General features: G+C 58.0%; 29 protein-coding genes and 2 pseudogenes. All 31 read right to left on the bottom strand.

What is annotated here, in order from left to right:
* Positions 1-6 precede the first annotated feature (6 nt).
* Entirely contained in the window at positions 7-537 is a 531-nt protein-coding gene (locus tag AAC083_RS19450) for a DsbE family thiol:disulfide interchange protein (RefSeq protein ID WP_042034076.1), read from the bottom strand.
* Entirely contained in the window at positions 534-2,489 is a 1,956-nt protein-coding gene (locus AAC083_RS19445) for a heme lyase CcmF/NrfE family subunit (protein WP_108537477.1), read from the bottom strand. Before AAC083_RS19445 ends, AAC083_RS19450 begins: the two co-directional genes overlap by 4 nt.
* A gap of 82 nt (positions 2,490-2,571) precedes the next feature.
* A complete protein-coding gene (gene ccmE, locus AAC083_RS19440; protein WP_108537476.1) occupies positions 2,572-3,063 on the bottom strand; it encodes a cytochrome c maturation protein CcmE in 492 nt (163 codons plus the stop codon).
* Entirely contained in the window at positions 3,060-3,266 is a 207-nt protein-coding gene (gene ccmD, locus AAC083_RS19435) for a heme exporter protein CcmD (protein ID WP_108537475.1), read from the bottom strand. The genes ccmE and ccmD overlap by 4 nt, the downstream gene beginning before the upstream one ends.
* Before the next feature lie 2 nt (positions 3,267-3,268).
* Entirely contained in the window at positions 3,269-4,009 is a 741-nt protein-coding gene (locus AAC083_RS19430) for a heme ABC transporter permease (protein WP_042034080.1), read from the bottom strand.
* 162 nt (positions 4,010-4,171) lie between these two features.
* Positions 4,172-4,840 (bottom strand): heme exporter protein CcmB, encoded by a 669-nt coding sequence (gene ccmB, locus AAC083_RS19425; RefSeq protein ID WP_042034081.1) that lies wholly within the window; start codon positions 4,838-4,840, stop codon positions 4,172-4,174.
* Positions 4,841-4,844: 4 nt separating this feature from the next.
* The gene (ccmA, locus tag AAC083_RS19420; RefSeq protein ID WP_108537474.1) at positions 4,845-5,480 is read right to left on the bottom strand and encodes a cytochrome c biogenesis heme-transporting ATPase CcmA; all 636 of its coding nucleotides are present in this window, start codon (positions 5,478-5,480) and stop codon (positions 4,845-4,847) included.
* A 163-nt stretch (positions 5,481-5,643) separates the two neighbouring features.
* Entirely contained in the window at positions 5,644-6,030 is a 387-nt protein-coding gene (locus tag AAC083_RS19415) for a DUF2802 domain-containing protein (RefSeq protein WP_108537473.1), read from the bottom strand.
* 18 nt (positions 6,031-6,048) lie between these two features.
* The gene (locus AAC083_RS19410) at positions 6,049-6,537 is read right to left on the bottom strand and encodes a chemotaxis protein CheW (protein WP_005298836.1); all 489 of its coding nucleotides are present in this window, start codon (positions 6,535-6,537) and stop codon (positions 6,049-6,051) included.
* A 69-nt stretch (positions 6,538-6,606) separates the two neighbouring features.
* A complete protein-coding gene (locus tag AAC083_RS19405) occupies positions 6,607-7,479 on the bottom strand; it encodes a chemotaxis protein CheW (RefSeq protein ID WP_108537472.1) in 873 nt (290 codons plus the stop codon).
* Positions 7,476-8,270 carry a ParA family protein gene (locus AAC083_RS19400; RefSeq protein WP_108537471.1) on the bottom strand — a complete coding sequence of 265 codons (795 nt, stop codon included), beginning with the start codon at positions 8,268-8,270 and terminating at the stop codon, positions 7,476-7,478. The genes AAC083_RS19405 and AAC083_RS19400 overlap by 4 nt, the downstream gene beginning before the upstream one ends.
* Positions 8,271-8,274: 4 nt before the next feature.
* Positions 8,275-9,189, bottom strand: coding sequence for a flagellar motor protein MotB (locus AAC083_RS19395; protein WP_108537470.1), 915 nt, complete (start codon positions 9,187-9,189; stop codon positions 8,275-8,277).
* 2 nt (positions 9,190-9,191) lie between these two features.
* A complete protein-coding gene (locus AAC083_RS19390; RefSeq protein WP_181364827.1) occupies positions 9,192-9,929 on the bottom strand; it encodes a flagellar motor protein in 738 nt (245 codons plus the stop codon).
* Between the two features lie 2 nt (positions 9,930-9,931).
* The gene (locus AAC083_RS19385; protein ID WP_108537469.1) at positions 9,932-11,047 is read right to left on the bottom strand and encodes a protein-glutamate methylesterase/protein-glutamine glutaminase; all 1,116 of its coding nucleotides are present in this window, start codon (positions 11,045-11,047) and stop codon (positions 9,932-9,934) included.
* Between the two features lie 32 nt (positions 11,048-11,079).
* Positions 11,080-13,224 (bottom strand): chemotaxis protein CheA, encoded by a 2,145-nt coding sequence (locus AAC083_RS19380; protein ID WP_108537468.1) that lies wholly within the window; start codon positions 13,222-13,224, stop codon positions 11,080-11,082.
* An 11-nt stretch (positions 13,225-13,235) separates the two neighbouring features.
* A complete protein-coding gene (locus tag AAC083_RS19375) occupies positions 13,236-13,976 on the bottom strand; it encodes a protein phosphatase CheZ (RefSeq protein WP_042034092.1) in 741 nt (246 codons plus the stop codon).
* A 12-nt stretch (positions 13,977-13,988) separates the two neighbouring features.
* On the bottom strand, positions 13,989-14,360 hold the full coding sequence (gene cheY, locus AAC083_RS19370) for a chemotaxis response regulator CheY (RefSeq protein WP_005298814.1): 372 nt from the start codon (positions 14,358-14,360) through the stop codon (positions 13,989-13,991).
* 123 nt (positions 14,361-14,483) lie between these two features.
* Positions 14,484-15,203, bottom strand: a complete 720-nt coding sequence (locus tag AAC083_RS19365; protein ID WP_108537467.1) for an RNA polymerase sigma factor FliA — start codon at positions 15,201-15,203, stop codon at positions 14,484-14,486.
* Positions 15,196-16,071 (bottom strand): MinD/ParA family protein, encoded by an 876-nt coding sequence (locus AAC083_RS19360; RefSeq protein ID WP_181364830.1) that lies wholly within the window; start codon positions 16,069-16,071, stop codon positions 15,196-15,198. The genes AAC083_RS19365 and AAC083_RS19360 overlap by 8 nt, the downstream gene beginning before the upstream one ends.
* 1 nt (position 16,072) lies before the next feature.
* Positions 16,073-17,491 carry a flagellar biosynthesis protein FlhF gene (gene flhF, locus AAC083_RS19355; protein ID WP_108537466.1) on the bottom strand — a complete coding sequence of 473 codons (1,419 nt, stop codon included), beginning with the start codon at positions 17,489-17,491 and terminating at the stop codon, positions 16,073-16,075.
* Between the two features lie 16 nt (positions 17,492-17,507).
* Positions 17,508-19,610 (bottom strand): flagellar biosynthesis protein FlhA, encoded by a 2,103-nt coding sequence (gene flhA, locus AAC083_RS19350; protein ID WP_108537465.1) that lies wholly within the window; start codon positions 19,608-19,610, stop codon positions 17,508-17,510.
* 107 nt (positions 19,611-19,717) lie between these two features.
* On the bottom strand, positions 19,718-20,848 hold the full coding sequence (gene flhB / locus AAC083_RS19345) for a flagellar biosynthesis protein FlhB (RefSeq protein WP_108537480.1): 1,131 nt from the start codon (positions 20,846-20,848) through the stop codon (positions 19,718-19,720).
* A gap of 86 nt (positions 20,849-20,934) precedes the next feature.
* Positions 20,935-21,732 (bottom strand): flagellar biosynthetic protein FliR, encoded by a 798-nt coding sequence (gene fliR / locus AAC083_RS19340; RefSeq protein ID WP_108537464.1) that lies wholly within the window; start codon positions 21,730-21,732, stop codon positions 20,935-20,937.
* Between the two features lie 79 nt (positions 21,733-21,811).
* Positions 21,812-22,081, bottom strand: a complete 270-nt coding sequence (gene fliQ, locus AAC083_RS19335) for a flagellar biosynthesis protein FliQ (RefSeq protein ID WP_042034100.1) — start codon at positions 22,079-22,081, stop codon at positions 21,812-21,814.
* Positions 22,082-22,108: 27 nt separating this feature from the next.
* Positions 22,109-22,237, bottom strand: a complete 129-nt coding sequence (locus tag AAC083_RS19330; RefSeq protein ID WP_108537463.1) for a hypothetical protein — start codon at positions 22,235-22,237, stop codon at positions 22,109-22,111.
* Positions 22,234-23,009: pseudogene (fliP, locus tag AAC083_RS19325) on the bottom strand (flagellar type III secretion system pore protein FliP). The gene AAC083_RS19330 and the pseudogene fliP overlap by 4 nt, the downstream one beginning before the upstream one ends.
* Entirely contained in the window at positions 22,996-23,379 is a 384-nt protein-coding gene (gene fliO, locus AAC083_RS19320) for a flagellar biosynthetic protein FliO (protein WP_108537462.1), read from the bottom strand. The pseudogene fliP and the gene fliO overlap by 14 nt, the downstream one beginning before the upstream one ends.
* The gene (fliN, locus tag AAC083_RS19315; RefSeq protein ID WP_042034103.1) at positions 23,376-23,768 is read right to left on the bottom strand and encodes a flagellar motor switch protein FliN; all 393 of its coding nucleotides are present in this window, start codon (positions 23,766-23,768) and stop codon (positions 23,376-23,378) included. Before fliN ends, fliO begins: the two co-directional genes overlap by 4 nt.
* Positions 23,769-23,820: 52 nt before the next feature.
* Positions 23,821-24,891 carry a flagellar motor switch protein FliM gene (gene fliM, locus AAC083_RS19310; protein WP_042034104.1) on the bottom strand — a complete coding sequence of 357 codons (1,071 nt, stop codon included), beginning with the start codon at positions 24,889-24,891 and terminating at the stop codon, positions 23,821-23,823.
* 9 nt (positions 24,892-24,900) lie between these two features.
* Positions 24,901-25,416 (bottom strand): flagellar basal body-associated protein FliL, encoded by a 516-nt coding sequence (gene fliL, locus AAC083_RS19305; RefSeq protein ID WP_108537461.1) that lies wholly within the window; start codon positions 25,414-25,416, stop codon positions 24,901-24,903.
* A gap of 57 nt (positions 25,417-25,473) precedes the next feature.
* Positions 25,474-26,493 (bottom strand): annotated as a pseudogene (locus tag AAC083_RS19300) (flagellar hook-length control protein FliK); the annotation flags it as partial.

Here is a 26,493-nt window from a genome sequence, read left to right as displayed (position 1 = left end):
TCTCCCTCACTTCATGGCATCAAAGATGGGTTTGAGGGTCGATGCCCAGACGTCGGGGTTGACATCCCCGACGTGGCGATAGCGGATGATGCCCTGGCTGTCGATGAAGAAGGTCTCGGGCGCGCCATAGACTCCCAGATCCAGCCCCAGCATGCCATCCGGGTCATAGAGGTTGATCTGGTAGGGGTTGCCGAGCTCCGCCAGCCAGTTGATGGCCTTGGCGCGTTCATCCTTGTAGTTCATACCGACGATGTAGATCCCCTGCCCAGCCAGCTGCTTGAGGTAGGTGTGCTCCCCATAGCAGGTCGGGCACCAGGTGGCCCAGACGTTGAGCAGCATGGGCTGCCCCTTGAGGATGCTGCGGTCATGCTGCTTGTTCAGGTCATAGATGTCCTGCAGGGTGAACACCGGCACCTCCTTGCCCACCATCACGGATTCGAGCTTGGTGGGATCGGAGTAGAGCCCCTTGAACAGAAACACTGACCCCAGCAAAAAGACGATAAAGGGGATCAAAAACAACCAGATTTTCTTGCTCATGCCTTGGCCTCCTCGTCACGACGGCCGAAACGGTAGCGCTTGTCCAGCATCGCCAGCACACCGCCAATGGCCATGAAGACACCGCCGAACCAGATCCAGCGCACGAAGGGTTTGTAGTAGATCCGCACCGCCCAGGCACCGTTGTCAAGCTGCTCGCCGAGCGCCGCATAGAGATCCCGGGTGAAACCTGCGTCGATGGCCGCTTCCGTCATCGGCATGCGGCTCACCTTATACATGCGCTTCTCCGGCTTGAGCAGGGTGACCAGCCTGCCACCCTTGTGCACTTCCAGCACGCCCTTGAAACCGTCGTAATTGGGACCGTTCTTCTCGGTAATCCCGGTGAACACGAACTCGTAATCGGCAAATTGCACCCGATCGCCAGCTTGCATGCGCAGGTCTTTCTCGATGCTGTAGTTCTGGGTACAGGCGATGCCGATGATGCTCACCGCCAAGCCTACGTGGCCGAAAATCATGGCCCAGTGGCTGTTGCCCAGCTTGCGCACACCGACCGCAAAGCTGTGCTTGTGGGTGGCGCGCACCCAGGTTTCCTGAATGCTGGTGATGATGATCCAGGCGCCGAGGCCTATGCCGAGGGCGGCCCAGGGTTTAAACTCCTCGGCCAACAACAGCGGCAGCAGGAAGGCGGCGGCCAGACTCAATACCAGCGCCAGGATCACCTTGCCCTTGAGCTCACCCAGATCCTGACGGCGCCAGCGAAACAGCGGACCAAGCCCGAGCAGCAGGGCAAATGGAATGATCAGCCAGCTGTAGATGTGGTTGAAGAAGGGCGTCCCGATGGAGATGCTGCCAAGCCCCAGCTCCTTGTGCACCAGCGGTAACAGGGTGCCGAGCAGCACGGTCAGCAGACCCGCCACCAGCATGATGTTGTTGCACAGCAGCAGGGTCTCGCGGCTCCACAGCTCGTGCTTGCCGTGGCTCTTCACCTGCGAGCCCTTGAAAGCAAACAGCAGGAGCGAGCTACCGATCACCGCCAGCAGGAAGCCCAGAATGAACAGGCCTCGGGTCGGGTCGGAGGCAAACGCATGCACCGAGACCAGCACGCCCGAGCGCACCAGAAAAGTACCGAGCAGGCTCAGGGAGAAGGCAGAGAGTGCCAGCAGCACTGTCCAGGCCTTGAAGGTGGCCCGCTTCTCGCTCACCGCCAGTGAGTGCAGCAGGGCAGTACCCGCCAGCCAGGGCATGAAGGAGGCGTTTTCCACTGGGTCCCAGAACCACCAGCCACCCCAGCCAAGCTCGTAATAGGCCCACCAGGAGCCAAGCACTATCCCTAAAGTCAGGAAGACCCAGGCGGCCATGGTCCAGGGACGGGACCAGCGCGCCCAGGTTGCGTCGAGGCGCCCCGTCATCAGGGAAGCGATGGCAAAGGCAAAGGCCACCGAGAAGCCCACATAGCCCATGTAGAGCATGGGCGGGTGGAAGATAAGGCCGGGATCCTGCAATAGCGGGTTGAGATCCCGTCCATCCACCGGGAAGTAGGGCAGAGTGCGAGTGAAAGGATCGGAAGTAAACAGCACGAAGGCGGTAAAACCGACCGAGATCAGCCCCAACACGCCGAGTACCCGCGCCACCGCATCCAGCGGCAGGCTGCGACTGAACAACGCCACCGCCGCCGTCCAGCCACCCAGGGTCAGCACCCAGAGCAACAGTGAGCCCTCATGGGCCCCCCACACGGCGGAGATCCGATAAGCCAGCGGCAACAGGGTGTTGGAATTGGTAGCCACATACTGCACGGTGAAGTCATTGTCGATAAAAGCCCAGGTCAGGCACAGGAAGGACAGCAACAACAGCAGGAACTGGGCATAGGCCAGCGGACGAGCCGTCGACATCATGCCAAGCCGCCCCCACTGGGCACCGAGCAAGGGATAGACGCCCAGAAGCAGGGCGGTGGCAAAGGCCAGGATCAGTGAGAACTGTCCTAATTCCGGGATCATGGCAGGGTTCCTTTCAATTGAGCCGTGACACAAACCGGTACACAGGCGAGAAACGGTAAAAACGGCGGGTGGGCCAGCGGATTCATTGCTTGGCTCCCTTCAACTGCGCCTCGGTATATTCCGGCTTAAAATGCATGCCATTGGTGGCATCGGCCACTTCCGGCGGCATGTAGTTCTCATCGTGCTTGGCCAGCACCTCGAACGCCTCCACGGTAGTGGCGTTCTTGAGGGTACCCTGGGCCACTATGCCCTGCCCTTCGCGGAACAGGTCGGGCAGTATGCCGTCAAACTCGACGGTGACCAGATGGCCGCCATTGTCCACCAGCTTGAAGGCTACCTTGAGGCTCTGTTGATCCCGCAGCACAGACCCCGGCACCACCAGACCACCGATGCGAAGGCGCTGCCCCTCTTCCGGCTTGACCTTGTCCGGCCCCTTGCCCTCCACCAGTTCACTCGGGGTGTAGAAGAGATCGATATTCTGGCTGAGGGCATAAAGCACCAGGCCTATCACGGCGGCGAGGCCAAGACTTATCGCCAGTATGATGCTGAGGCGTTTCTTGCGTCTCGGGTTCATAGGGTGTTCTCCATCTGCTGGGCCGCCTTGCGGCGAGTCTCGCGGGCCTGCTTGCTGCGCAATTCGCCGAGCAGACTGCGGGTCTTCAACCGGGTGGAAATGACGATGCCGACCAGGCAAAGCAGGGTCAGACCGAAGGAGAGCCAGACATAGAAGGCGTACCCGCCCATCGCCATGAAGTCACTGAAAGAGGCAAAGTGCATGCTTACTTCTCCTGCTTGGCAAGCTCGATGACCCAGGGGCGATGCCACTCCCGCATCAAGAGCTCATTTCGAAAACGCATCAGGGAGAGCGCCCCGAGGAAGGTGGCAAAGGCCAGTATCATGATGAGCAGCGGCCACAGCATCTCGGGGGAGATGGAGGGTTTGTCGAACTTGGTGATGCTGGCGCCCTGGTGCAGGGTATTCCACCACTCCACCGAGTAGTGAATGATGGGCAGGTTGATCACTCCCACCAGCGCCAGAATGCCGGCGGCACGGCCAGCAACCACCTTGTCGCTGAAGGCGTTGTAGAGGGCAATCACGCCAAGATAGAGGAACAGCAGGATCAGCTCCGAGGTAAGACGGGCATCCCACACCCACCAGGTACCCCACATGGGCTTGCCCCAGGCGGCGCCGGTAAACAGCGCGATGAAGGTGAACACAGCACCAACCGGCGCAACGGCGGCCACCGTCATGTCGGCCATTCGCAATTGCCAGACCAGCCCGATGAAGGCAGCCACCGCCATGGTGGAATAAGCCCCCATGGAGAGGATGGCGGCCGGCACATGGATGTAGATGATCCGGAAGGAGTCACCCTGCTGATAATCAGCGGGTGCAAAAGCCAGGCCCCAGAGGGTGCCTATGATGAACGCCAGCAGGCTTGTCACGGCAAACCAGGGCAGCAAGGTCCCTGCCAGCTGATAAGCGCGTTCGGGTTTAGCGTAAGGGTGCAACCATTTCCACATAGCTCACAAAACCTTTCTGTTATTAATATAGTGGCGAGGCCTACCATACCCACTGCCGGAAAACATCACATCCCCCGAAAGAAATAAGCAGCAATCCTCTTGATCTATCTCAAGTCTGTTTTTTATAGCAGCCCATCCCGAGACGCCTTACCACAGCGTTCATCAGTTCACGCTGACCCGCAACGCCGCCGAAACCGCCAAGGGGGTCAGCGTCAGCGCACCGGCCAGCATGGCACCCAAGATCGCGAGCTGGCCCGAATAGGGCAGCCCCATGCCCGCCGCATCGATGGCGGACGTGGCAAAAATCAGTACCGGAATATAGAGCGGCAAGATCAGCAAGCTCAGCAAGACACCGCCCTTGCGCAACCCCACCGTCAGGGCAACGCCAACTGCCCCGAGCAGGCTCAGCACGGGTGTCCCCAGCGCCAGAGTGGCGACCACCGCCAGATAAGTGTTCATGTCCAGCGACAGCAGGATGGCGAGCAGCGGTGAGATCAGCAGCAATGGCAGACCGGTCAACAGCCAGTGAGCGATCACTTTTGCCAGCGCCAGCAGCCCGAGCGGATGAGGCATCAGCATCATCTGCTCCAGCGCCCCGTCGCTGAAGTCATCGCGAAACAGCCGCTCCAGCGAGAGCATGGCCGCCAGCAAGGCCGCCACCCAGATGATGCCAGGGGCGATACGGGCCAGCAGCTTGGGCTCGGGGCCTATGCCAAGGGGAAACAAGGTGATGACGATGAGGAAGAACCAGAGCGGGTTGAGTATGTCGGAGCGCTGGCGCAGGGCCATCAACAACTCACGATGAATAAGGTGGATTACGGCGCGCAACATCAAACTACTCCTGCAGCGAGGGCGTGAGAGAGAGGGTCTTCAACCGCCCTTCCATCAAGGTCATGTCCTGATGGGTGGTGAGGATCACCATGCCCCCCCGCTCTGCGTGGGCCAGGAACAGCCGCTCCAGCACCTTGACACCCTGCTTGTCGATGGCGGTAAAGGGCTCATCCAGGATCCAGAGTGCCGGTTTTTCACTGAGCCAGAGCCGGGCAAGGGCGACCCTGCGCTGCTGACCGGCGGAGAGCTGCCCGGTGGGATAATCCTCAAACCCGGCCAGGCCGACCTGGGCGAGCACCTGCCACAAATCTACCGTCGATTGAGCCGGATGATGCAACTTTTGATAGAACGCAAGATTTTCGAGCGGCGTCAGCGCCGCCTTGACGCCAGGCTGATGGCCCAGATAGAGCAGGTTGGCATGATATTCATCACGACAGCTGCGGATATTCTCGCCATTCCAGCACACCTCACCGGCAAACGGCTGCGACAGACCGGTCAGCAGCCGGAGCAGGCTGGTCTTCCCCACCCCGTTGGGGCCTTCAATTTGCACCAGATCGCCGGGAGCCACCGCAAAGGAGAGATGTTCAAACAGAGTGCGATCTTCACGCACGCAGCTCAGATTGTTAATTTGAAGCAGCATGAGGATGTAATCAGTGAAAAGAAGCGGCCTGCATATTAACACAGTATTGGGGAGCGTCTTTTCAAAGATGCCAACTATCAGCCGGATTTGTGGGGAAGATCCCGCCTTTGGGATGTATCAAATGGGCGGGAAAAATCAGGAAGGCGGACGCCTTCCTGAGGTGCTATGAACGGCCTTTTCGCAATGAAATCAATAGTTCTGCCTCAGCTTGCGGCAATTCACATTCATTCATGACCTCGTCGAGGTCGGCGCCCAGCTCCACCATCTTGGCGGCACGGCTGTAAAGGCGGCGCTCCGGATCCTGCAGGGTCAGCTCCTGCTGGCGATCATTGACCAGCTGCATTGCCCCTTCAACGGACTGCAAACGCTGACCCATGCCGATGGCCCCCGTGTGCAGCTCCATCATCTGCTTGCGCAGGCTCTCAAGCTGGCCTTGTAGCGTCTCCACCCTGGCGTCGGACCCTCGCTGGCCACGTCGGCTGCTGATCACCCCGTACAGGGCCAGCACCAGGGCCAACAAGGATACCCCCAAGGCGGCTATCTCAATCATCGACACATCATTTTCCTATCAGAGGGAACCAATATCTTCCCACTCTTCATCGGAGAGCAGCTTGTTCAGATCGACCAGGATAAGCAGCTGGCCATCGCGGTTGCTGACCCCCTGAATGAACTTGGCACTCTCTTCGGTACCCACCGCAGGGGCGGCATCGATCTCGGAGGAACGCAGATAGACCACCTCGGCCACGCTGTCGACCATGATGCCGATCACCTGCTTCTCCGCCTCGATAATGACGATGCGCGAGTTCTCGCTCACATCGCCGGAAGGCAGGCCGAAACGGGAGCGGGTGTCGATCACGGTCACCACATTGCCGCGCAGGTTGATGATACCCAGCACATACTCAGGTGCACCCGGCACAGGGGCGATTTCGGTGTAGCGCAACACCTCCTGCACCTGCATCACGTTGATGCCGTAGGTTTCATTTTCCAGCTGGAAGGTGACCCATTGCAGCACTTCATCTTCGGCCAGATTCTGTGCAATATTGCGCTTTTCTGTCATGTTTTTATTCCTTTTATGAAAACGTCTACTGGTAAAACTAGCAATAAAAGAGCATCAGTGCAGAAGTTATCAGCGACCTTCTATGTTGACCCCGCGCTCCAGCAGCAGGAGCAATTCCCTGACGTGCAGCAGGGCACACATCTTCTCCTTGACCATACCCGCCAACCAAGGGCGCTTGCCCTCCTGGTGACGCCATTTGACCTGATCACGATGCAATAACTCTGTGCCCTTCAGATGGTGACATTCGAGTCCCCATGGGGATTCACCCAGCATAATCAAGTACTTGTAATCCGGTATTTCCAGATGCTGCCCCGGCATCACCCACTGTGCGGTGTCCACCACGTTCATCTTCTGCTCGCGGGAGGTCATGATGCCACGATACCAATCCGGCTGACCGAACAGTGATGAGACCTCTCCCATCTGATGGATACCGCCAAGCTCGGTCAGGGGCACCGCAAAGGTAACCCCGGCGACGTCGAAAAAGAGCGCCTGAAACTCCTTACCGGTATCGATATTCTCCCAAGTCGATGGGGTGGCCTCTGCCTGAGGGGCCAGTTCCACCGCAGTCTCTGTCATTACCAGCGTCGACGGCTCTGCCATCGCAGGGGCTGGCATCTCCTCCAGCCATACTGGTTCAACGAGCAGCAAGGTATCTTCGACCTCGATCTGCAGCGGCTCGCTGCTCACCTCTTCATGGCTCAGCGCGTCCATTTCAAACTGCACCTGCCCCACTTGGGCAAGCAGCTCGCTCAGTTGCTCGAGTCGCTCATCGGCCTCCAGATAGGGTTGTACCACCACCTCGGACTGTGCCTGAGGCTGGCGTTGCAGCCGGATCGCGGGCGCAGGTTCCGGCTCCTCTGGCAGATCAGGCAACAGCGCCTCATCCAGCAACAGGGAGTGGAAGTAATCATCCATGGCCCTCACTTGGGTTGTGTCTCTCATGATGCCACCTCATGAGCACGTTGACGCTCCTGGGCATCAAGATAGTTGAGCAAGGTCTCATAGGCATATGTGCCGCGACTGCTCGGCGAATAAATAGAAGGGGGAATGTGGAGCAAGCTGGCATCCCGAAACTTGGTGTCTATGGGGATGACGGCGTTCCATACCGCATCGCCATGTTGATCCTTGATGGACTTCAGTGTCATCAGAGAGGCGCGGGTACGCTTGTCAAACATGGTGGGGATCACGGTGAAGCGGAACTTCTCCCGCTTGGATCGCTGCATGATTTCGAAGGTCTTCATCATCCGCTCCAACCCCTTTAGGGCCAGGAACTCAGTCTGAACCGGCACCAGGATCCGATCGCAGGCAGCCAGGGCGTTGACCATCATGACCCCCAGCACAGGCGGACAGTCGATGAGCACATAGTCATACTGATCATGAATCCGCAGCAGGGCACGCTTGATCACTAACCCCATGCCTTCCCGGTTGCCCATCACCCGATCCAGAGTGGCAAGGGTAATGGAGGCAGGCAGCAGGTGGATGTTGTCAAACTTGGTTCGCAGCGTCAGTTTATTGACCAGCTCGGCCGTCGGTTTGACGGCCTGAAACAGCTCATAGAGGGTACCGTCCAGCCGATCCGAGTCAAAATCGAGATAAGAGGTCAGGGAAGCATGGGGATCGGTGTCAATCAATAGCACCCGCTGGCCACGCTGGGCCAGGATACCGGCTAACGAGACTACTGTGGTGGTTTTACCGACCCCACCTTTTTGGTTGGCAACCGTCCAAACAATCACTGTATCAATCCTGCCTTGTTGTTATACGTATGCCGCCACCTGGCAGAGTGATCACCTTGACCTCGCCTGCCTCTACCGCCTGTTGCACTGCAGGAACCGGCGCCACCATCACAGGCTTGGCGGGAGCTGCGGGTGGCGTCCATGCGAACTTGGAAATAGCGACCACCACCTTGCGATTCTGTAAGCGTCCCTGTTCGCTGTCATTCCCGGCAAAGGGAGAAAACTCCCCGTATGCCTCGTAGGCAAGCCGCTGTGGTGCTATGCCCTTGGCGATGAGAGCGGTGAGCACGGCTTCGGCCCTTGCCGCAGACAACGTCCAGTTGGAGCGAAAAATTTCATTATTTATCTGCTGGTTATCTGTATAGCCTCTCACTCTCACATAGTTATCGACCGGTTTCAGAATACCTGAAAGCGTATTGAGCACAGGGTAGGCATTGGTGCTCATAAAAGCACTGCCGCTGCCAAACAAGAGACCCGAGCTCAACTCGACCGTCAGCCAGTTGTCGTCCAGCGTAAGCTTGACCACCCCGGCCTCGATCAGAGCGCTCATGCTCTCTTTCAGCTGCATATCTATCTTCGCAAGAGCCATACCATCTTGTTTGATGGGCACACCGGAGATGGGAGCAAGGGAGGGGGAAGGTGGCATAGCACTCTCCAGCACTGAGGGTGCGGCCGATATCTCGTTGTTCAACAGCGACTGTCCCTGCCCTTCCAGCAGGCCATCACTGCGTGGCTGCATGACGTTGAACGCCTGGGTCATGCCGTCGATGACGGCGCGATATTTATCTTTGTTGACCAGGGCCACCGAATAGAGCACCACAAACAGCGCAAAGATCAGCGTCATATAGTCGGCGTAGGAAACCAGCCAGCGATCGAGATGTTCTCGACCTTGCAGATGCAAACGATAGCGCTTGCGCATGGCTACTCTCCTTTCAGATAAGCCTTCAACCGCCGTTCAACCTGCGGGCCATTCTCACCGTGGGCAATCGCCATCAATCCTTCCAGGGTCATCTCCTGGAACAGGGCGTAATGATAATGAAAGGCGCGCAGGCGGTTGGCAATCGGCAGATAAAAGAGGTTGGCAAAGCCGACCCCGTAAATGGTGGCAACAAAGGCAACGGCAATGCCGGCGCCGAGGGCTGCCGGATCCTCCAGATTGAACATGGCCTGGATCAGACCCATCACGGCGCCTATGATACCAATGGTCGGACTATATCCCCCCATGGCCTCAAATACCCGGGCCGAGTGCTCGTTACGCTCCTGCTCGATGTCGATATCCGCTTCCAGCAACATGCGAATATCCTCAATCGACACTCCATCCACTATCATGGTGAGCCCCTGGCGGGTGAACTCGTCACTTTCCTGATCAGCCTGATTTTCCAGCGCCAGCAGGCCCTGCTGGCGAGCGAACACCGCCCATCCCTGCAACCGTTCGGCCTGATTGAGCAGATCCCAACCCGGGGGGAGCAACATCCAGCGCAGCTGCCTGATCGCCTCGAGCAGATATTTGCGCGGTGTCTGCAAAATGACGGCACCCCAGGTACCACCAACAACGATGACAAATGCCGGTCCGTCGAGCAGGGTGAGCAGGGTTCCACCATGCCATAGCTGAGCAATGGCAATGGCTCCCAGAGCCAGGATCAGGCCAAACATGCTCATCTTTAGCGACCCAGCTCCACCAGGATACGTTGTGCTACCCGATCCAGCGGCAGTGACTCAGTGGCGATACCCGCCTTGGCGACGGCTTGTGGCATACCGTATACGACGCACGAGGCTTCATCCTGGGCCCAGATGGTGGATCCTTGCTCCTTGAGCAGACGCGCCCCATCCCTGCCATCCGCCCCCATGCCGGTCAATACGATGGCGAGCACCTTGTCGGCATAGGTCTTGGCTGCCGATGCGAAGGTGATGTCCACGCAAGGCTTGTAGTTAACCTTGTCATTGCCATCGACGATCCGGATGCGAGCACCGACTCCGCGCCCTTCCAGCAACATCTGTTTGCCACCCGGCGCCAGATAGGCGTGACCAGGTTTGAGTACATCACCATCCTCCGCCTCCTTGACCCCTATCTGACACAAACCGTTGAGGCGAGCGGCAAATGCAGCGGTAAAGGTTGCCGGCATGTGCTGGATCAGCAGAATCGGATGAGGAAAATCACCCGGTAATTTGGTCAGCACATTTTGCAGCGCCACCGGACCACCAGTAGAGGTACCAATAGCCACCAGCTGGTAAGTTTTCCCGCTGCGTTTAAACGCAGCAACCGGCACGATTCGCGGTGGCTCGACCTGACGATCGCCGGGACGTGGCAACGAACCGACCAGTGGGCTGCGAGCCGCAGGTTCAGGCGCTTTTGGCCGGGCGCTGGCGCCCATCAGGAAACGCTTGCGCGATATGTCCTTGACCCGCTGTTGCAACAAGCGAACTGCTTCGTCCTTGTCACGGGCGATATCTTCGAACTTCTTGGGCAGGAAATCGAGGGCTCCCGCATCCAGGGCATCAAGGGTGGCCTTGGCCCCTTCATGGGTCAGCGAGGAGAACATCAGGATCGGAGTGGGGCACTTGGCCATGATCTCGCGCACGGCGCTGATGCCATCCATCACGGGCATCTCTATGTCCATGGTGATCACATCAGGCCGTAGAGCCAGTGCTTTGTCTACCGCTTCCCGTCCATTCTGGGCCGTATCGATCACCGTCAGCATAGGATCCTGATTGATGATCTCACTGACCCGGCGGCGGAAGAAGCTCGAGTCGTCGACAACTAATACCTTAACTGCCATTGTTATTTTTCTAACTCCTTGGGCCTGAGCTATCAATGTCTACGCGCATATGCTTTTAGCAGACTCGGCACATCCAGAATGAGTGCAATACCACCATCGCTGGTGATGGTAGCCCCGGCCATGCCCGGGGTTCCTTGCAGCAGGTTGTCCAGTGGCTTGATCACCACCTCTTCCTGGCCAATCAGATTATCCACGACAAAGCCTATCTGCTGAGTGCCAATCTGCACTATGACCACATGGCCCGTATCCTGCCGTGATTTCTTGTTTGTCCCTTTTACCAACCACTTGTGCAGGTAGAAGAGAGGGATGGCCTTGTCGCGCACTATGATGGTGAGCTGACCGTCGACCATGTTGGCCTTCTTGAGGTCCAGATGGAAAATCTCGTTCACACACCCCAGCGGCAAGGCAAATGTCTGCTCACCCACTTCCACCATCAGCGTAGGCAAGATAGCCAAGGTCAAGGGCACCTTGATCTCGAGGCGAGTGCCCTTACCCCAGGCAGAGTCAATATGCACAGAGCCGTTGAGGCTCACTATGCTGGTCTTCACCACATCCATGCCGACACCGCGGCCGGAAATATCGGAAATCTCAGACTTGGTCGAGAAACCGGGAGCAAAAATCAGGTTATAGGCATCGCTGTCGCTCATGCGGGCCGCAGTGTCTGCATCCAGAACGCCACGATTGATAGCGATGGACTTGAGCTTTTCCGGATCCATGCCTGCGCCATCGTCTTCGATGCAAAGCAGAATGTGATCACCCTGCTGGGAGGCGCTCAGGGTAATGGTGCCCTGCCGTGGCTTGCCCGCTTTTTCCCGCACATCCGGCATCTCAACCCCGTGGTCACAGGAGTTACGCACCAGGTGAACAAGCGGATCGGCCAGGGCTTCGACCAGGTTTTTGTCCAGATCTGTCTCTTCCCCGACCATCACCAGCTCAATATCTTTCTTGAGGGTGCGGGCCAAATCGCGCACAACCCGGGGGAAACGACCGAATACTTTCTTGATCGGCTGCATGCGCGTCTTCATCACGGCGCCTTGCAGGTCTGCCGTCACCACATCCAGGTTGGCAACCGCTTTTGACATGTCTTCATCGTTGCTGGCGATCCCAAGGCTCACCAGACGATTTCGTACCAGCACCAGTTCACCCACCATGTTCATGATGACGTCTAGTGTTTTGGTATCCACCCGCACAGTGGTATCGCTTTGCACCGCATTCTCTGCTGGCGCAGCGGCTTGCTTGACGGGGGCTGGTGCCGGTTTAGCAGCAGCAACCGGCGCAGCAGCTGGTTTGGGGGCTGGTGTTGGCTTGGCGACGGCGGCTGGCACCGGCGCTGCGACTGTTGGTGCAACAGGGGGCGTGATGCTGGTTTTTGGCCCTTGACCACGACCATGCAATTCATCGAGCAGGCGTTCGAACTCATCATCATCGATCAGCTCGTCAACCTCTTTTTGCACCGACTTCAACGGGTTGATCTCAGGCGCGCCGCTATGCTGACCCTGACCATGCAGCTGGTCGAGCAAGGCTTCAAACTCATCGTCTGTGATATCGCCCGTACCAGTCAGCACGGGGCTCGCAACCGGCGTCGGGGCTCCGCCGACGCCGTGGAGTTCATCGAGTAAGCGCTCAAACTCATCGGCTGAGATTTCATCGATGGAGCCGCCGCCATTGACAGCCACGGGTTCGGCAACCGCTTCAGGCTCAGGAGCCGCGCTCACCTCGTCAGCAGATGCCGCAGTTTCTACAGGCGCACTATTGCCTGCCGAGGCAGTCAACAACTGCTCCTGCCCTTCAGGTTTGCAGAGCTCATGCAGGTCATGAAAAATTTCAGCGGAAGCAGGGCTCGGCGGTTCTCGATTTTGCACCTGGGCAAACATCACATTGATAGCATCCAGCGCCTGCAAAATGACATCCATCAATTCCGCCGTGACGGTTCGCTTGCCATTGCGCAAGATATCGAACACGTTTTCGGCACCGTGACACACGTCTACCAACTCACCCAGAGAGAGAAAACCGGCGCCGCCTTTGACGGTATGAAAGCCGCGAAATATGGCATTCAACAGATTCTTGTCATCGGGTCGCTTTTCCAAGTCGACCAGTTGTTCGGACAACTGTTCCAATATTTCGGATGCTTCGACCAAAAAGTCTTGCAGTATGTCTTCATCAACTTCGAAGGCCATGCGTCACTCCATTAAAATCCCAGGCTAGACAGCAGATCGTCCACATCATCCTGACCATTGACCACATCGGAACGAGTCTCTGGGTTCATGATGGGGCCTTCAGCTTCAATCCGGCTTACAGGAAGGCTGCGAGATGAATGCTCAACAGATGCCTCACCAAACATAGTCAGCATTTCTATTAATTTAGTTTCAACTTCCTGCACCAACTTGATGACCTTGCGGATCATCTGGCCGGTCAAATCCTGAAAATCTTGCGCCATCAGGATCTCTGTTAGCAGTTGCCGTAATTTATCGGCATCAGATTCAGAAGCCTTAATGAAATCATCCAGTTGGTGACATAAAGACTTAAATTGCCCGACATTCATGTCCCTGTTCATCAGGGCATTCCAGTTGGGCATAACCAACTGAATATTGTCGTTGAGCCGGTCGGCAATCGGCAAACTGGCTTCCACCGCATCCATGGTGCGGTTGGCTGCCTTGTCTGTCATGTCGATGACGTAGCTAAGACGTTCCCGGGCATCGGGAATTTCATGGGTTGCCAGGTCGGGGATCCGGGAATCCAGCCGGAAATCTTGTAAAGAGCTGTGCAGTTGTCGTGTCAGTTGACCCACTTTGTCAAACAGAGCTGCCGCATTGGGAGCACATGCATCTGCGATGATAGTATCGGCCTGTTCAAATTCGCCTTGCTCCAGATGGGCAACAAGCATCCTTGCCTGATCGAGCGAAATCATTGCACTCGTTTTGGCCTTCATCCATGCTGCTCCTTAGCCGATTCGTTCAAAGATTTTGTCGAGTTTCTCTTTGAGCGTTGCAGCGGTGAAAGGCTTGACTATGTAGCCATTGACGCCCGCCTGAGCGGCTTCAATGATCTGTTCGCGCTTGGCTTCAGCCGTCACCATCAGCACCGGCAGATGCTTGAGCTTGTCATCGACACGAATAGCCTTGAGCAAGTCAATGCCTTGCATACCGGGCATGTTCCAGTCGGTGACGACAAACTGAAAATCACCATTTTTCAACATTGGCAAGGCCGTGTTGCCATCATCTGCTTCGTGGGTATTGTTAAATCCCAGGTCACGCAGCAAGTTCTTGATAATCCGGCGCATCGTTGAAAAATCGTCAACAATGAGGATTTTCATGTTCTTGTCCAAAATTCCCTCCTAAATAGCCGCTATAGCGGCTCACTTACATGATGCAGATCGCAGGTTTTGTTATGCGGATTATGCCTTAGAGTTTTGTTTCAGTGTAGCCAGTACAAACACTTATACATGCCAATCTCTTAAACGAGCGCGTAATCTGTGCATCGCCTGACTGTGTATCTGGCTCACACGAGACTCGCTAACGTTCAATACCTCGCCTATTTCACGCAAGTTCAGTTCTTCATCGTAGTAAAGGGAGAGGACCAGTGCTTCCCGTTCCGGCAGACGGCTTATGTGTTCGGCCAACGCACCTTGAAAACGCTCGGCCGCCAGCTCGTCAAACCCATTGTTGCCTGCTGCGTCATCGGGGTGCCCTATCACATCTTCGCTGACCCCCAGATCCTCGATACCGACGATCTTGCCGCAGGAGACATCCTGCAGCATGGCGTGATACTCGCCGAGACTGACCCCCATCTGGGCAGCAACCTCGGTATCACGGGCATCACGACCGTGCGCTTGTTCAACATTTTCGATGGCTTCAGCGATGGAGCGGCTATTGCGGTGCACCGAACGTGGCACCCAGTCCCCCCGCCGGATCTCGTCGAGCATGGAGCCACGGATGCGGATCCCTGCGTAGGTTTCAAAACTGGCGCCCTTGCTGCCGTCAAAGTTGCGGGAGGCTTCGAGCAGCCCAATCATACCTGCCTGGATCAGGTCATCCAGCAATACACTGCTTGGCAGGCGAGCCAACAAATGCTGGGCAATCCGTTTCACCAGCGGAGCATGACGCTCGACCAGCACATAGGAATCCTGATGACGCAAGTACGCTTGGGCTTTATTCACGGGAACCTTCCTGTGCTATGACCGGCCTTTGCAGCAAATTTTCCAGGAAAAATTCGAGATGACCACCGGGTTGGTTAGGAATGGGCCAGCTTGCCGCCTTGTTGGCGAGGGCGCGAAACGCCAGCGCCGCAGGTGACTTGGGGAAAGCTTCGACAATCAGTTTCTGCTTGCGCACGGCGGCGCGCAGGTTGGTGTCGTAAGGTACACACGCTACCAGCTCCAGCGAGGTATCCAGAAAGCGATCTGTGACCCGGGTCAGCTTGGCGTAGAGCTCCTGCCCTTCGCGCAGGCTGCGCACCATGTTGGCCACCACCTTGAAGCGAAACACGCCATGATCCTTGGAGAGGATCTTGATCAGCGCGTAGGCATCCGTGATGGAGGTCGGCTCATCGCACACCACTATCATGATGTCCTGGGCGGCGCGGGTGAAGCTCAGCACCATGTCGGAGATCCCCGCCGCTGTATCCACCAGCAGTATGTCAACTTGGGTCTTCATCTCACTGAAGGCGCGGATCAGTTCGGCATGCTGCACCGCAGAGAGCTCGACCATAGACTGGGTGCCTGATGTGGCCGGCACTATCATCATGCCGTAGGGACCCTCGACTATGATGTCGTCTATGGTGCACTCACCGGCCAGCACATGGGAGAGGTTACGATGTACCCGCAACCCCAGCATGACGTCAACGTTAGCAAGGCCAAGGTCGGCGTCCAGCACCATCACCCGTTTGCCTTGTGCGGCCATGGCGCCTGCCACGTTCAGGGTCACGTTGGTCTTGCCCACGCCCCCCTTGCCACCGGAAACGGCGATCACTTTTACTCGATTGTTTTGACGCATTTTGCGCAGACCACTCGCCTGATCCATATACATGTTACTCATAAAACTCCGAATCTTCGGCCTCGCCAAAGCCTGCACCCCAGAAATAGGGTTCTTCTGTTTCCCGCTCCAGCGAGCCCATGGCAGCTCCGACGAGCTGCGCCGCATTGGCAACTTGGATATCTTCCGGAACCCTTTGCCCATCAGTGATATAGCTGATGGGCAGTGCATTCTGGATACACACGTTAATCACTTCGCCCAGATTCAGACTTTCATCCAATTTGGTAAGTATGCAGCCGCTTAATGGGATACGCCGGAAGTGGTCCACCGCCTCCTGCATCACCCGACGCTGGGAAGTCGCGGACATCACCAGGTAGCTGCGGATGCGTACCTTGGCATTCTTGACCAGGGTATCGAGCTGCTCGGTCAGACGGATATCCCGCTGACCCACCCCGGCGGTATCGATCAATACCAACCGGCGATGGCGGAACTGATAGAGCGCATTGGCCAGCTCCTCGGCATCCCGTACCTGACGTACCGGACACCCCATGATGCGACCATAAGTCTGCAATTGCTCGTGGGCCCCGATCCGGTAGTTATCCGTGGTGATAAGCGCCACCTGCTCGGCGCCATACTTCATGGCAAACCGCGCCGCCAGTTTGGCGATGGTGGTGGTCTTGCCCACCCCGGTCGGTCCGAGCAGGGCAACCGCCCCACCCTGACGTAAAATATCGTCTTCGCTGATCTTGAGCTGGGCTGTCAACACCTCGGCCAGCTGCGCCATGGCCTGATGGATGGACATATCCTCAGGGATAAGGCCCGCCAGCTGATCGGCAAAGGCATCGTCAAAGCCTATTTTCTTGAGCTCCTTGATGAGCAGGGCTCGCATCGGCTCACGACGCTCCACTTCCTGCCACATCAGTCCGGAGATCTGGTGCTCCAACAACTTTCGGATGCTGGCCATCTCCTTGCGCATCCCTTCCATCTCCTGCTCTCGCGGCGCAGGTTGGGGAGCACGACCTGGGGTCGCCACTCTGGCTTTGGGCTTGGCAGGCTCGGGAGCCGCCCCCCACTGACCCTGTTCGGCCAGCGTGCGGGGAGCTGAACCAGCGGCGGCAACGGGTGCCGCCCCCTTGAGACCGGCCGGATTGGCCGGGTTCAACTTCTGTTGACGCGCCAACAGGGCAGCCAGGGTATCGGCATAGTGTTCGTTCTGCTCCTGGGCCTGGCTGGGCACAGGACGGGTCATCTGCCGTCCGGCAGACGAGATATTGACGCTCTCATCGTTCAACTGACGGCGAACCGGCGCATCTGTGGGCCCCAGGACCTGGGATTGATAATCGACAGCGGCGACTATCTCCACCCCACCAGTGACCTTCTTGTTGGACATGATGACGGCGTCGGGCCCGAGAGTCTCCTTGACCTCGGCCAGAGCCGTTCGCATGTCCTTGGCAAAAAACCGCTTAATCTTCACCCGTCATCTCCGCTAACTAGTTCTGTCCTACCGCACTGACGATGCGGATTTGCTTGTCATCAGGCACTTCCTGATAAGACAGAACGCGCAATCCAGGAATGGCATTCTTGACAAATTTCGCCAGGGTATTGCGCAGTATCCCTGATGTCAGAAGCACGGCCGGTTGGCCTTCCAGTTCTTGTCGTTGAGTGGCTTCCACCAGCGAGCGTTGCATCCGCTCTGCCAGACCCGGCTCTATGCCAGCGCCATCACCCCCCCCTGCCTGCAGGGATTGATGCAATATACGTTCCAATTCTGGTGCCAAGGTGATCACCGGCAGCTCGGGGTCCGGACCGGCAATCTCTTGCACGATCAGGCGACGCAGGGCGATACGGCAGGCGGCCGTCAGCACTTCGGGATCCTGACTGCGCGGGGCGTATTCCACCAGGGTCTGCAGGATAGTGCGCATATCACGGATTGGCACGCCTTCATTGAGCAAGTTCTGCAATACCTTCACCAGGTTACCCATGCTGATGACTTCAGGAACCAGTCCTTCCACCAGCTTGTTCTGATGCTTCCCTATCATATCGAGCAGCTGTTGCACTTCGTCATGACCCAGCAGCAGGGCGGCATGGTTGGAGAGGATCTGGCTCAAGTGAGTGGCGACCACGGTGGCAGTATCCACCACTGTATAACCGAGAGTCTGGGCCTGGGAGACTTGCTCCTTGGCGACCCACACAGCCTCCAGCCCGAAGGCGGGATCCTGGGTGGCGATGCCCTGGATCTGGCCGAACACCTGACCCGGATTGATGGCCATCTCCTTATCATGGTAAACATTGGCCTCGCCGGTACTGACCCCCATCAAGGTGATGCGATATTGGTTGGGCGCGAGATCCAGATTGTCGCGAATGTGCACGGCAGGCACCAGAAAGCCGAGCTCCTGGGAGAGTTTTTTGCGCACCCCTTTGATCCGGTTGAGCAGTTCCCCGCCCTGATTACGATCCACCAGCGGGATAAGTTGATAGCCCACCTCCAGCCCTATGATGTCCACCGGCAGCACATCGTCCCAGCTCAACTCTTTCTGCTCATGGGGTTGATCGGCCGTGGCGGGCATCAGTTGGCCCTTGGCAGCCTTGGCGGCGGCCCGCTTCTCGCGGCGCAGCAGCCACCAGGCACCGGCAGCCGAGAGGGCCCCCAAGCTCAGGAAGGCAAAGTGCGGCATGCCGGGTACCAGCCCCATCATCAGCAGGATGCCAGCCGAGATGATCAGCGCCTTGGGATTGTCAAACAGCTGACCCAACACCGCTGTGCCCATATCCTGATCCGTGTTCTGCCGGGTCACTATAATGGCTGCCGCGATGGAGAGCAGCAGAGAGGGGATCTGCGCGACTAGACCGTCACCGATAGCCAGCAGGGTATAGATTTCGGCCGATTCACTGAAGGTGAGCTGGTGCTGCATCATGCCGATAATGAAGCCCCCGATGATGTTGATAAAGAGGATCATGATGCCCGCGATGGCATCCCCTTTGACAAACTTGGAGGCACCGTCCATGGAGCCGTAGAAGTCGGCTTCCTGAGTCACGTCCTGGCGACGCTTCTTCGCCTCTTCCTGGTTGATGAGGCCGGCGTTCAAATCGGCATCTATGGCCATCTGTTTGCCTGGCATGGCATCCAGGGTAAAGCGGGCGCTCACCTCGGCAATCCGCCCGGCCCCCTTGGTAATCACCACGAAGTTGATGATCATCAGGATCGTAAAGACGATGATGCCGACGGCATAGTTGCCGCCGATCACCACGTTGCCAAATGCCTCGATCACATGGCCGGCCGCCGCACTCCCGTTGTGGCCTTCCAGCAAGACCACCCGGGTTGACGCCACGTTGAGCGCCAGACGCAGCAAGGTGGCAAGTAGCAAGACGGTTGGAAAGGCGGCAAATTCGAGGGGACGTCGGGTATAAACGGCAACCAGCAGCACCACAATAGAAAGCGCAATATTGAAGGAAAAGAGTACATCCAGCATCAGCGGCGGTATGGGCAGAACAACCATACCCAGAGACGCCAGCACCAACAGCGGTGTCCCCACCCCCTTGGTCAGCAATCCCCTGTGCTCTTTCAATCGGCCCAATGAAGCCTGGAATTTCATCGTTTTTCTCAATCTCAAACCGCTGGTACAAGATTAAAGCAAATATCAAGCCAACAATTCAATACATTGATTTTAAATGATTTTATTTTGACTGTGTCAGAAGTTTGTCATTTGCGGAATTCAGGCGGAATGGGCAGCTCGTTGGCGAGCGGATTGGGGCGCCGGCCACGACCACGGCGGAACTTCTTGAGCTGATACACATAGGCCAGCACCTGAGCCACGGCGGCAAACAACCCTTCCGGTATCTCGTGACCTATCTCGGTGGAGTGAAAGATGGCGCGGGTAAGCCCGGGAGAGGGCATGATGGGGATCTCGTATTCCCTTGCTATCTCCCTGATCTTCATCGCGATTTCGTCAGTACCCTTGGCCACTACCTTGGGGGCGGCGCCCGGCTTGTCGGTGTCATATTTGAGTGCCACCGAATAGTGGGTCGGGTTGGTGATGACCACGTCCGCCTTGGGCACATCCCCCATCATGCGGCGCATCGCCATCTCCATCTGCAAGCGGCGGATCCGCCCCTTCACCTCGGGCTTGCCCTCGCTGTCCTTGAACTCGTCCTTGATCTCCTGCTTGGTCATCTTGAGCTGGCGCATGTGATTCCACTGCTGGAACGGCACGTCTATGGCCACGATGGGGATGAGGGCGCAACAGAGGATGATCAGCATCCACAGCAGCAGATCCAGCGCATCTATGATGCCGCCCGGATAACCCTCCAGGGAGAGGTTGAGCAGGTGGTTGAACTGACTCGACAGCATCCACCAGGCAAACAGGGTGATGAACACCACCTTGGCGATGGACTTGATAAGCTCAACCAGAGACTGCACCCCGAACATCCGCTTGAGGCCGTTGAGCGGGCTCAGCTTGCTCCACTTGGGCAGCATGGCTTCGGAGGAGAAATTCATGCCCCCCATCAGGGTGTTGCCGACGAAAGCCGCGATGGCCACCAGCATGAACAGCAGGCCGAGCGGATACATCAGCTCCCTCAACAGGGCGGGAAGCATGACCCCCATGGCGTTGGGATCGAAGGCCTGATCCCGATCGAGCGTGAAACCTATGGTGAGGATCTTGACCATGGCGCCGGCCAGACTCTCCTTGATCATCAAGAGACCAAAGACAGCCGCCAACAGCACGCTGGCGGTACCCAACTCCTTGGAGCGTGCAATCTGCCCTTTTTCCCGGGCCTGTTGCAGTCGTTTGCCCGTGGGTTGTTCGGTACGTTCCTGATCGGTATCAGCCATGCTGCTGACCTCCGACACGCTGGCGCTTGCTCAGTTGTGCTCGCCCCCGGAGGGAATCGAGTAGTTCTCTACCCAGCTGTACGCAATCAGCCACTCTGACCACCGAAGCACTGGACGTTGATGAGCTCGCAACTGGTCTCCTGCACCCGCTCCCACATGGAGTCGAAATGGCCGTGGAAGCCACCGATGGTGAGCCACAGAATAAGCAGTCCGGACATCATGCTGACCGCAAAACCTATGCTGAAGATGTTGAGCTGTGGCGCTGCCCGTGTCATGACGCCGAACGCAAAGTTGATGAGCAGCAGTGCGATGATGGCCGACAGCGCCATCACCAGCGAGGCCTGGTACATAACCCCCAGGAATCCGGCCAGACTGCGGATGGCGGGCAGGGTGAGCCCGACATCTGAGACCGGCAAGGTATCAAAGCTCAGCACCACCATGCGCAGCATGATGAGGTGACCATCCACCGCCAGAAACACCAGGGTCGCCAGCATCAGGTAGAACTGGCCCACCACGGGGGCCGACTGGCCATTCATGGGATCCACCAGGGTGGCAAAGCCCAAACTGGTCTGCATGGCGATGATCTGACCGGCCATGACGAAGCTCTCCATCAGAAACTGGGTCATGAGGCCAAGCGCAATGCCGATGAGCAACTGCTGGGTCAGCACCAAAAAACTGCCGACGGAGAACAGCTCTATCTTGGGCATCGGGGGCAGCAGGGGGGCGATCATGAAGGTCAGCGCCAGCGCCAACCCGATACGGATACGGGCCGGTGTTAGGCGACTGCCAAACACCGCCATCACCATCAACAGACCGCTCACCCGTGCCAACGGCCAGAGAATGGAAGACAACCACTCCATGATGAGAGCAGTCGTGTAGGTCATCTCACTACCCCGGGAATGGCATGGCAGGTCGCCATCAGCGAGCCGCCAGAAGAGGTCCCAGGCGCTTGCCGGGCATGGATCATCCCACCACCTCGGGAATTTGGCTCACCATCAGCAGAAAGAAGTCCATCAGACTCTGCAAGCCCCAGTGTGCGCCCGCCCCCAAGGCAAACAGGGTAACGATGAGACGGGGAAGGAAGCTCAGGGTCTGTTCGTTGATGGACGTCGCGGCCTGAAAGATGGCCACCAACAGGCCGACAAACAGGCTGGGCAGGATCACGGCGCACACCATGATGGTCACCAGCCAGAGCGCCTCGCGAAAGACATCAATAAAGGTTTCCGGACTCATGCTGCCTGCTCCTTGCGTTTGTCCGAGTTAACCACCGGCACCCAGCCCGAAGCTGTTGGCCAGGGAGCCCAGGATCAGGTTCCAGCCATCCACCATGACGAACAGCATCAATTTGAATGGCAGGGAGACCAGCACCTGATAGAAAGAGAGCGTCATCCCGCCCCCAGACCGACGCTATTGGCCAGGGAGCCCAGGATCAGGTTCCAGCCATCCACCATGACGAACAGCATCAATTTGAATGGCAGGGAGACCAGCATAGGAGAGAGCATCATCATCCCCATGGCCATCAGGATACTGGCCACCACCAGATCGATCACCAGGAAGGGCAAAACAGCATGAAGCCTATCTGGAAGGCTGTCTTCAGCTCGCTGGTGACGAACGCCGGGATCAGCACCCGCAACGGCACGTCGGCAGGCTTATCTACCTGCACGTTGGCTATCTCCATGAAAGTGTTGAGATCCTTGATCCGGGTCTGAGCCAGCATGAATTGATGGATGGGCAGTTCAGCCTTCTCCAGCGCCTCCTTGGCCTGGATTGTCTCGGCCAGATAAGGCTGCAGCGCCTCGTTGTTGATGCGATCCAGCACGGGCGACATGATGAAGAACGACATGAAGAGGGCGATACCGATCAACACCTGGTTGGAGGGACTCTGCTGCAGACCGATTGCCTGGCGCAGTATGCCCAACACTACGATGATGCGGGTAAACGAGGTCATCATGATGACCATGGCCGGCAAGAAGGAGAGCGCCGTCATCAGCGCCAGCACTTGCAGGGTCAGGCTGTATTCCTGACTGCCATCCGCCATGGTCTTGATGGTCACAGCCGACATGCCACCCTGGGCCAGCGCCAGCGGCGAAAACAGAACCAGGGGGGCCAACAGGCCAACCAGCAGTCCAAGCTGTGACCATAAGCGGTTAGTTTTTTTCATGCTTGCCCATCAATTTGCCAAGCTGCTGGGAAAACGCCTGGGGCTGGCTCTCGTCCAGCGGCTCCTCCAGGCGATAGAGGAAGTTGACCTGCTGCGGCGTCACCCCGATCAGCAGCTGCTGTTCGCCCACCTTGACCACCAGCAGCTTCTCCTTGTAGCCCACCGGCAAGCTGGCGATGACCCGCATATGGCCGCCCCCCATGGCGGTGGCTATCTTGCTCTTCTTGAGCAGAAAGCCCAGCACCAGAATGAGGCCTATGACCATCAGACTGGAGAGCAGCCAGGAGGTGAGGCTGGGGGGATTGACCCCCGCACCGGGATTGGCCAGTGCAGGGAGGGACAACAGCAGTAACGGAAACGCGCGGATCATTTGAGTTTCTTGATCCTTTCAATCTGACTGATAACGTCCGTCAGACGGATACCGAACTTGTCGTTCACCACCACCACCTCGCCGTGGGCGATCAGGGTACCGTTGACCAGCACGTCCAGCGGCTCGCCAGCCACCCGATCCAGTTCCACTACTGAGCCCTGGTTCAGCTGCAACAGGTTGCGGATGCTGATCTGGCTGCGCCCCACCTCCATGGCAATGGTGACCGGAATGTCGAGTATGGTGTCGAGCTTGCGCCGCTCCTCGGCACTGATAGGGGCGTCATCGGTCAACTCCTCGAGGGGAGCAGGCTTGGCTTCGGCAACCACCTGCTCTTCCAGTGCGGCTGCCCAGGCGTCCGCCATCAGATCCTCTTCATCAGTTCCGCTCATCTTGCTTCCTTATGCTGCTTCATGACCGTCTGTCGTGACAGGCAGTCCCTGTTTATCGCTGTTGATCTTCGATGCTGCGCTCGAGCTCTTCCAGCTCGGCCTCACCATCGATGCGTATGCCACCCCGGGTCACCAGATGCATCTCTGTCTTGACCCCTTCCGGGCGTTTGAGTTTGTCGGTAATCTTGAGCGCCACATTCTCCTTGGTCCGCCCCATCTTGGCGTGAAAGGTGGGCAAATCTTCCACATAGACCAGCAGGCTCTCCGGCATTTCCACCGGGATGATGTCGCCGGGTCGCAACTCCATCAGCTCGCGCAGGGTCAGATCCGTTTCCAGCAGCTTGGCTCTGAGCTCGACCTTGACGTCCATGATTTCGTCACGCAGCGCCTTGCTCCAGCGCACATCTGTGTCACCCTTGTCGCTCTGCACACCGGCATCCAGCAGCTCGCGGATAGGCTCCAGCATGGCGTAGGGCATGGCCACGTGGAAATCTCCGCCACCGCCATCGAGCTCGATGTGGAACGAACTCACCACTATCACCTCGGTGGGGCTGACGATGTTGGCCATGGCCGGGTTCACCTCGGAGTCGAGGTATTCGAAGCCGACGTCCATCACGGGCGCCCAGGCATCCTTGTAATCCTCGAACACCAGCTTGAGCAGCATCTGGATGATGCGCCGCTCGGTGGGGGTGAATTCGCGCCCCTCGATCTTGGCGTGATAACGGCCATCGCCGCCGAAGAAGTTCTCCACCAAGATGAACACCAGGCGGGCTTCCATAGTGATGAGGGCCGTGCCCTTGAGCGGACGGAAGCGCACCATGTTCAGGCTGGTCGGCACGAACAGGGTGTGCACGTATTCGCCAAACTTGAGCATCTGCACGCCGTTAATGGAGACCTCGGCGGTGCGGCGCATCATGTTGAACAGGCTGATCCGCATGTGGCGGGCAAAACGCTCGTTCACCAGCTCCAGGGTCGGCATGCGACCACGGACGATGCGGTCCTGAGAGGAGAAGTCAAACTGGGCGACGCCGGGATCTCCCGCCGCGCCTATCTCTTCCTCTTCGACATCATCGACACCGTGCAAGAGGGCATCAATTTCGTCCTGACTTAACAGATCGCTCACGCATCACCCTTATTGCATTACAAAGCCGGTAAACAGCACTTGTTCGATAACGGGGGAAGAAACCAGGTCATTGAGCACCCGACGGCTCTCTTCCAGTGAATCTTTACGCAGCTTCTCCTTGCCTTCAAAGGTCGTCAGCTGCTCGCTGGTCGCTGCGCTGAAGACCCGCAGCAGGGTGCCTTCGATCAGGGGGATATTCTGCTTGGCCAGGGTCTCATCGGCGGCGCCACGCACCATCAACTGGATCTTGATCTGCACCAGTCTATCCCGCTGGCCACCCGAGACGTTGAACACAAAGGGGCGCGGCATGCCTACGTAGAGCGAGGGCTGGGGCGCCGTCTCCTTGGGCTGGGCATCCTTCCCTTCCGCCGAAGCTTCGGCCGCCTTGTCGCCACCGGACAGCATCAGCCAGGCACCGGCACCACCGCCACCCAGCACAATCACGGCCAGGGCGACTACCATGATCAGCTTCTTTTTCTTGCCTGCCGCCGGGTCTTTCAGCGTCAGTTCGTTATCATCTGCCATCCCTTGTCCACCCTAGTCTCAAACTTGTTCGATATCATAAACTTACTCAGGCTGGCATCAAGCATAGAAATCAATTCCACTGTCGTTTGTCGATTCCATCAGCAAACGACGGCCTGCAGCCGTGACCTCAGCCTCAGTTTGGCCTGTTTCGGCAAAAGAACCGCTCTCTTTTTGACCTTGCTGGCCCTGTCCGGCAAATGCCGACTGGCCCTGTGACTGTTGCTGCGACTGCTGTTGCACTATGGTCTGGCCGAGCTGGATGCCCTGCCCGGCCAGCATATCACGCAGCCGTGGCATGGCCTGCTCCAGCATTTCGCGGGTCTGACCATGTTGTACCACGAAGTGCACGTTGGCTTGGCTGTCGGCGCCAATCTGGATCTGGATCTTCATCTTGCCAAGGCCAAGGGGGTCGAGCTGGATCTCCGCCTGTTGCAACTTGTCCGCCAGCATCAGATTCACCTTCTGGTGCAGCTGGGCTGGCGCCTCCGGGTTGGCCAGCTTGAGGTGTGGCAGATTCTGGGGATCGCGCCGCGCCGCTATGTCGACCGTGGGTTTGCTGTCGTTGTTGGGCGCCTGGGGTTGGCTGTTCTGCTGCACCTGCTGACTGTGGTTACTGTCATGGGGGCTGGACTCGGTCCCGGGGGAGCTGCCTTTGCCAAACTCGGCTACCTTCTGCTTCACGTCCACCTTGACCTGGTCCTGACCTTGGGAGACTCGCGCTCTTCACTGGCCTCCATCTGCTTGATCCCGGCCGACAAGGCACTCAGCGAGGCCTGTGGCCCCTGGGATTCACTGCTGGCCAGCACCTGTTGCTGTGCCGTCAACTCGGGGTCGGCTGGCGGCTGGGCAGCCGGCGCTGTGGCGCTGCTGGTAGCGGCGGCCTGCGGGCTCTCTGACTTGGCGGCGGTGGCCGCCTTGGCCTGCTCGCCCCCCTCGGCAACACCCCGGGCCTGAGCGCTGTCCGCCGAGCGAGTCGTCTCTGTGTCGGCCCGTTCCTGACCCGTTTCCAACACGGCGCTCGCCTGGGTGGGCGCGGCCTGTTGGGGATGTGCCTTCTCGCCCCCCTCCTTGTTGCTC

It is taken from the genome of Aeromonas sp. HMWF014, assembly GCF_963878295.1.
GTDB lineage: Bacteria > Pseudomonadota > Gammaproteobacteria > Enterobacterales > Aeromonadaceae > Aeromonas > Aeromonas popoffii.
Note: the sequence above shows the minus strand (reverse complement) of the source record. Positions and strands in the feature narration are given on the sequence as shown.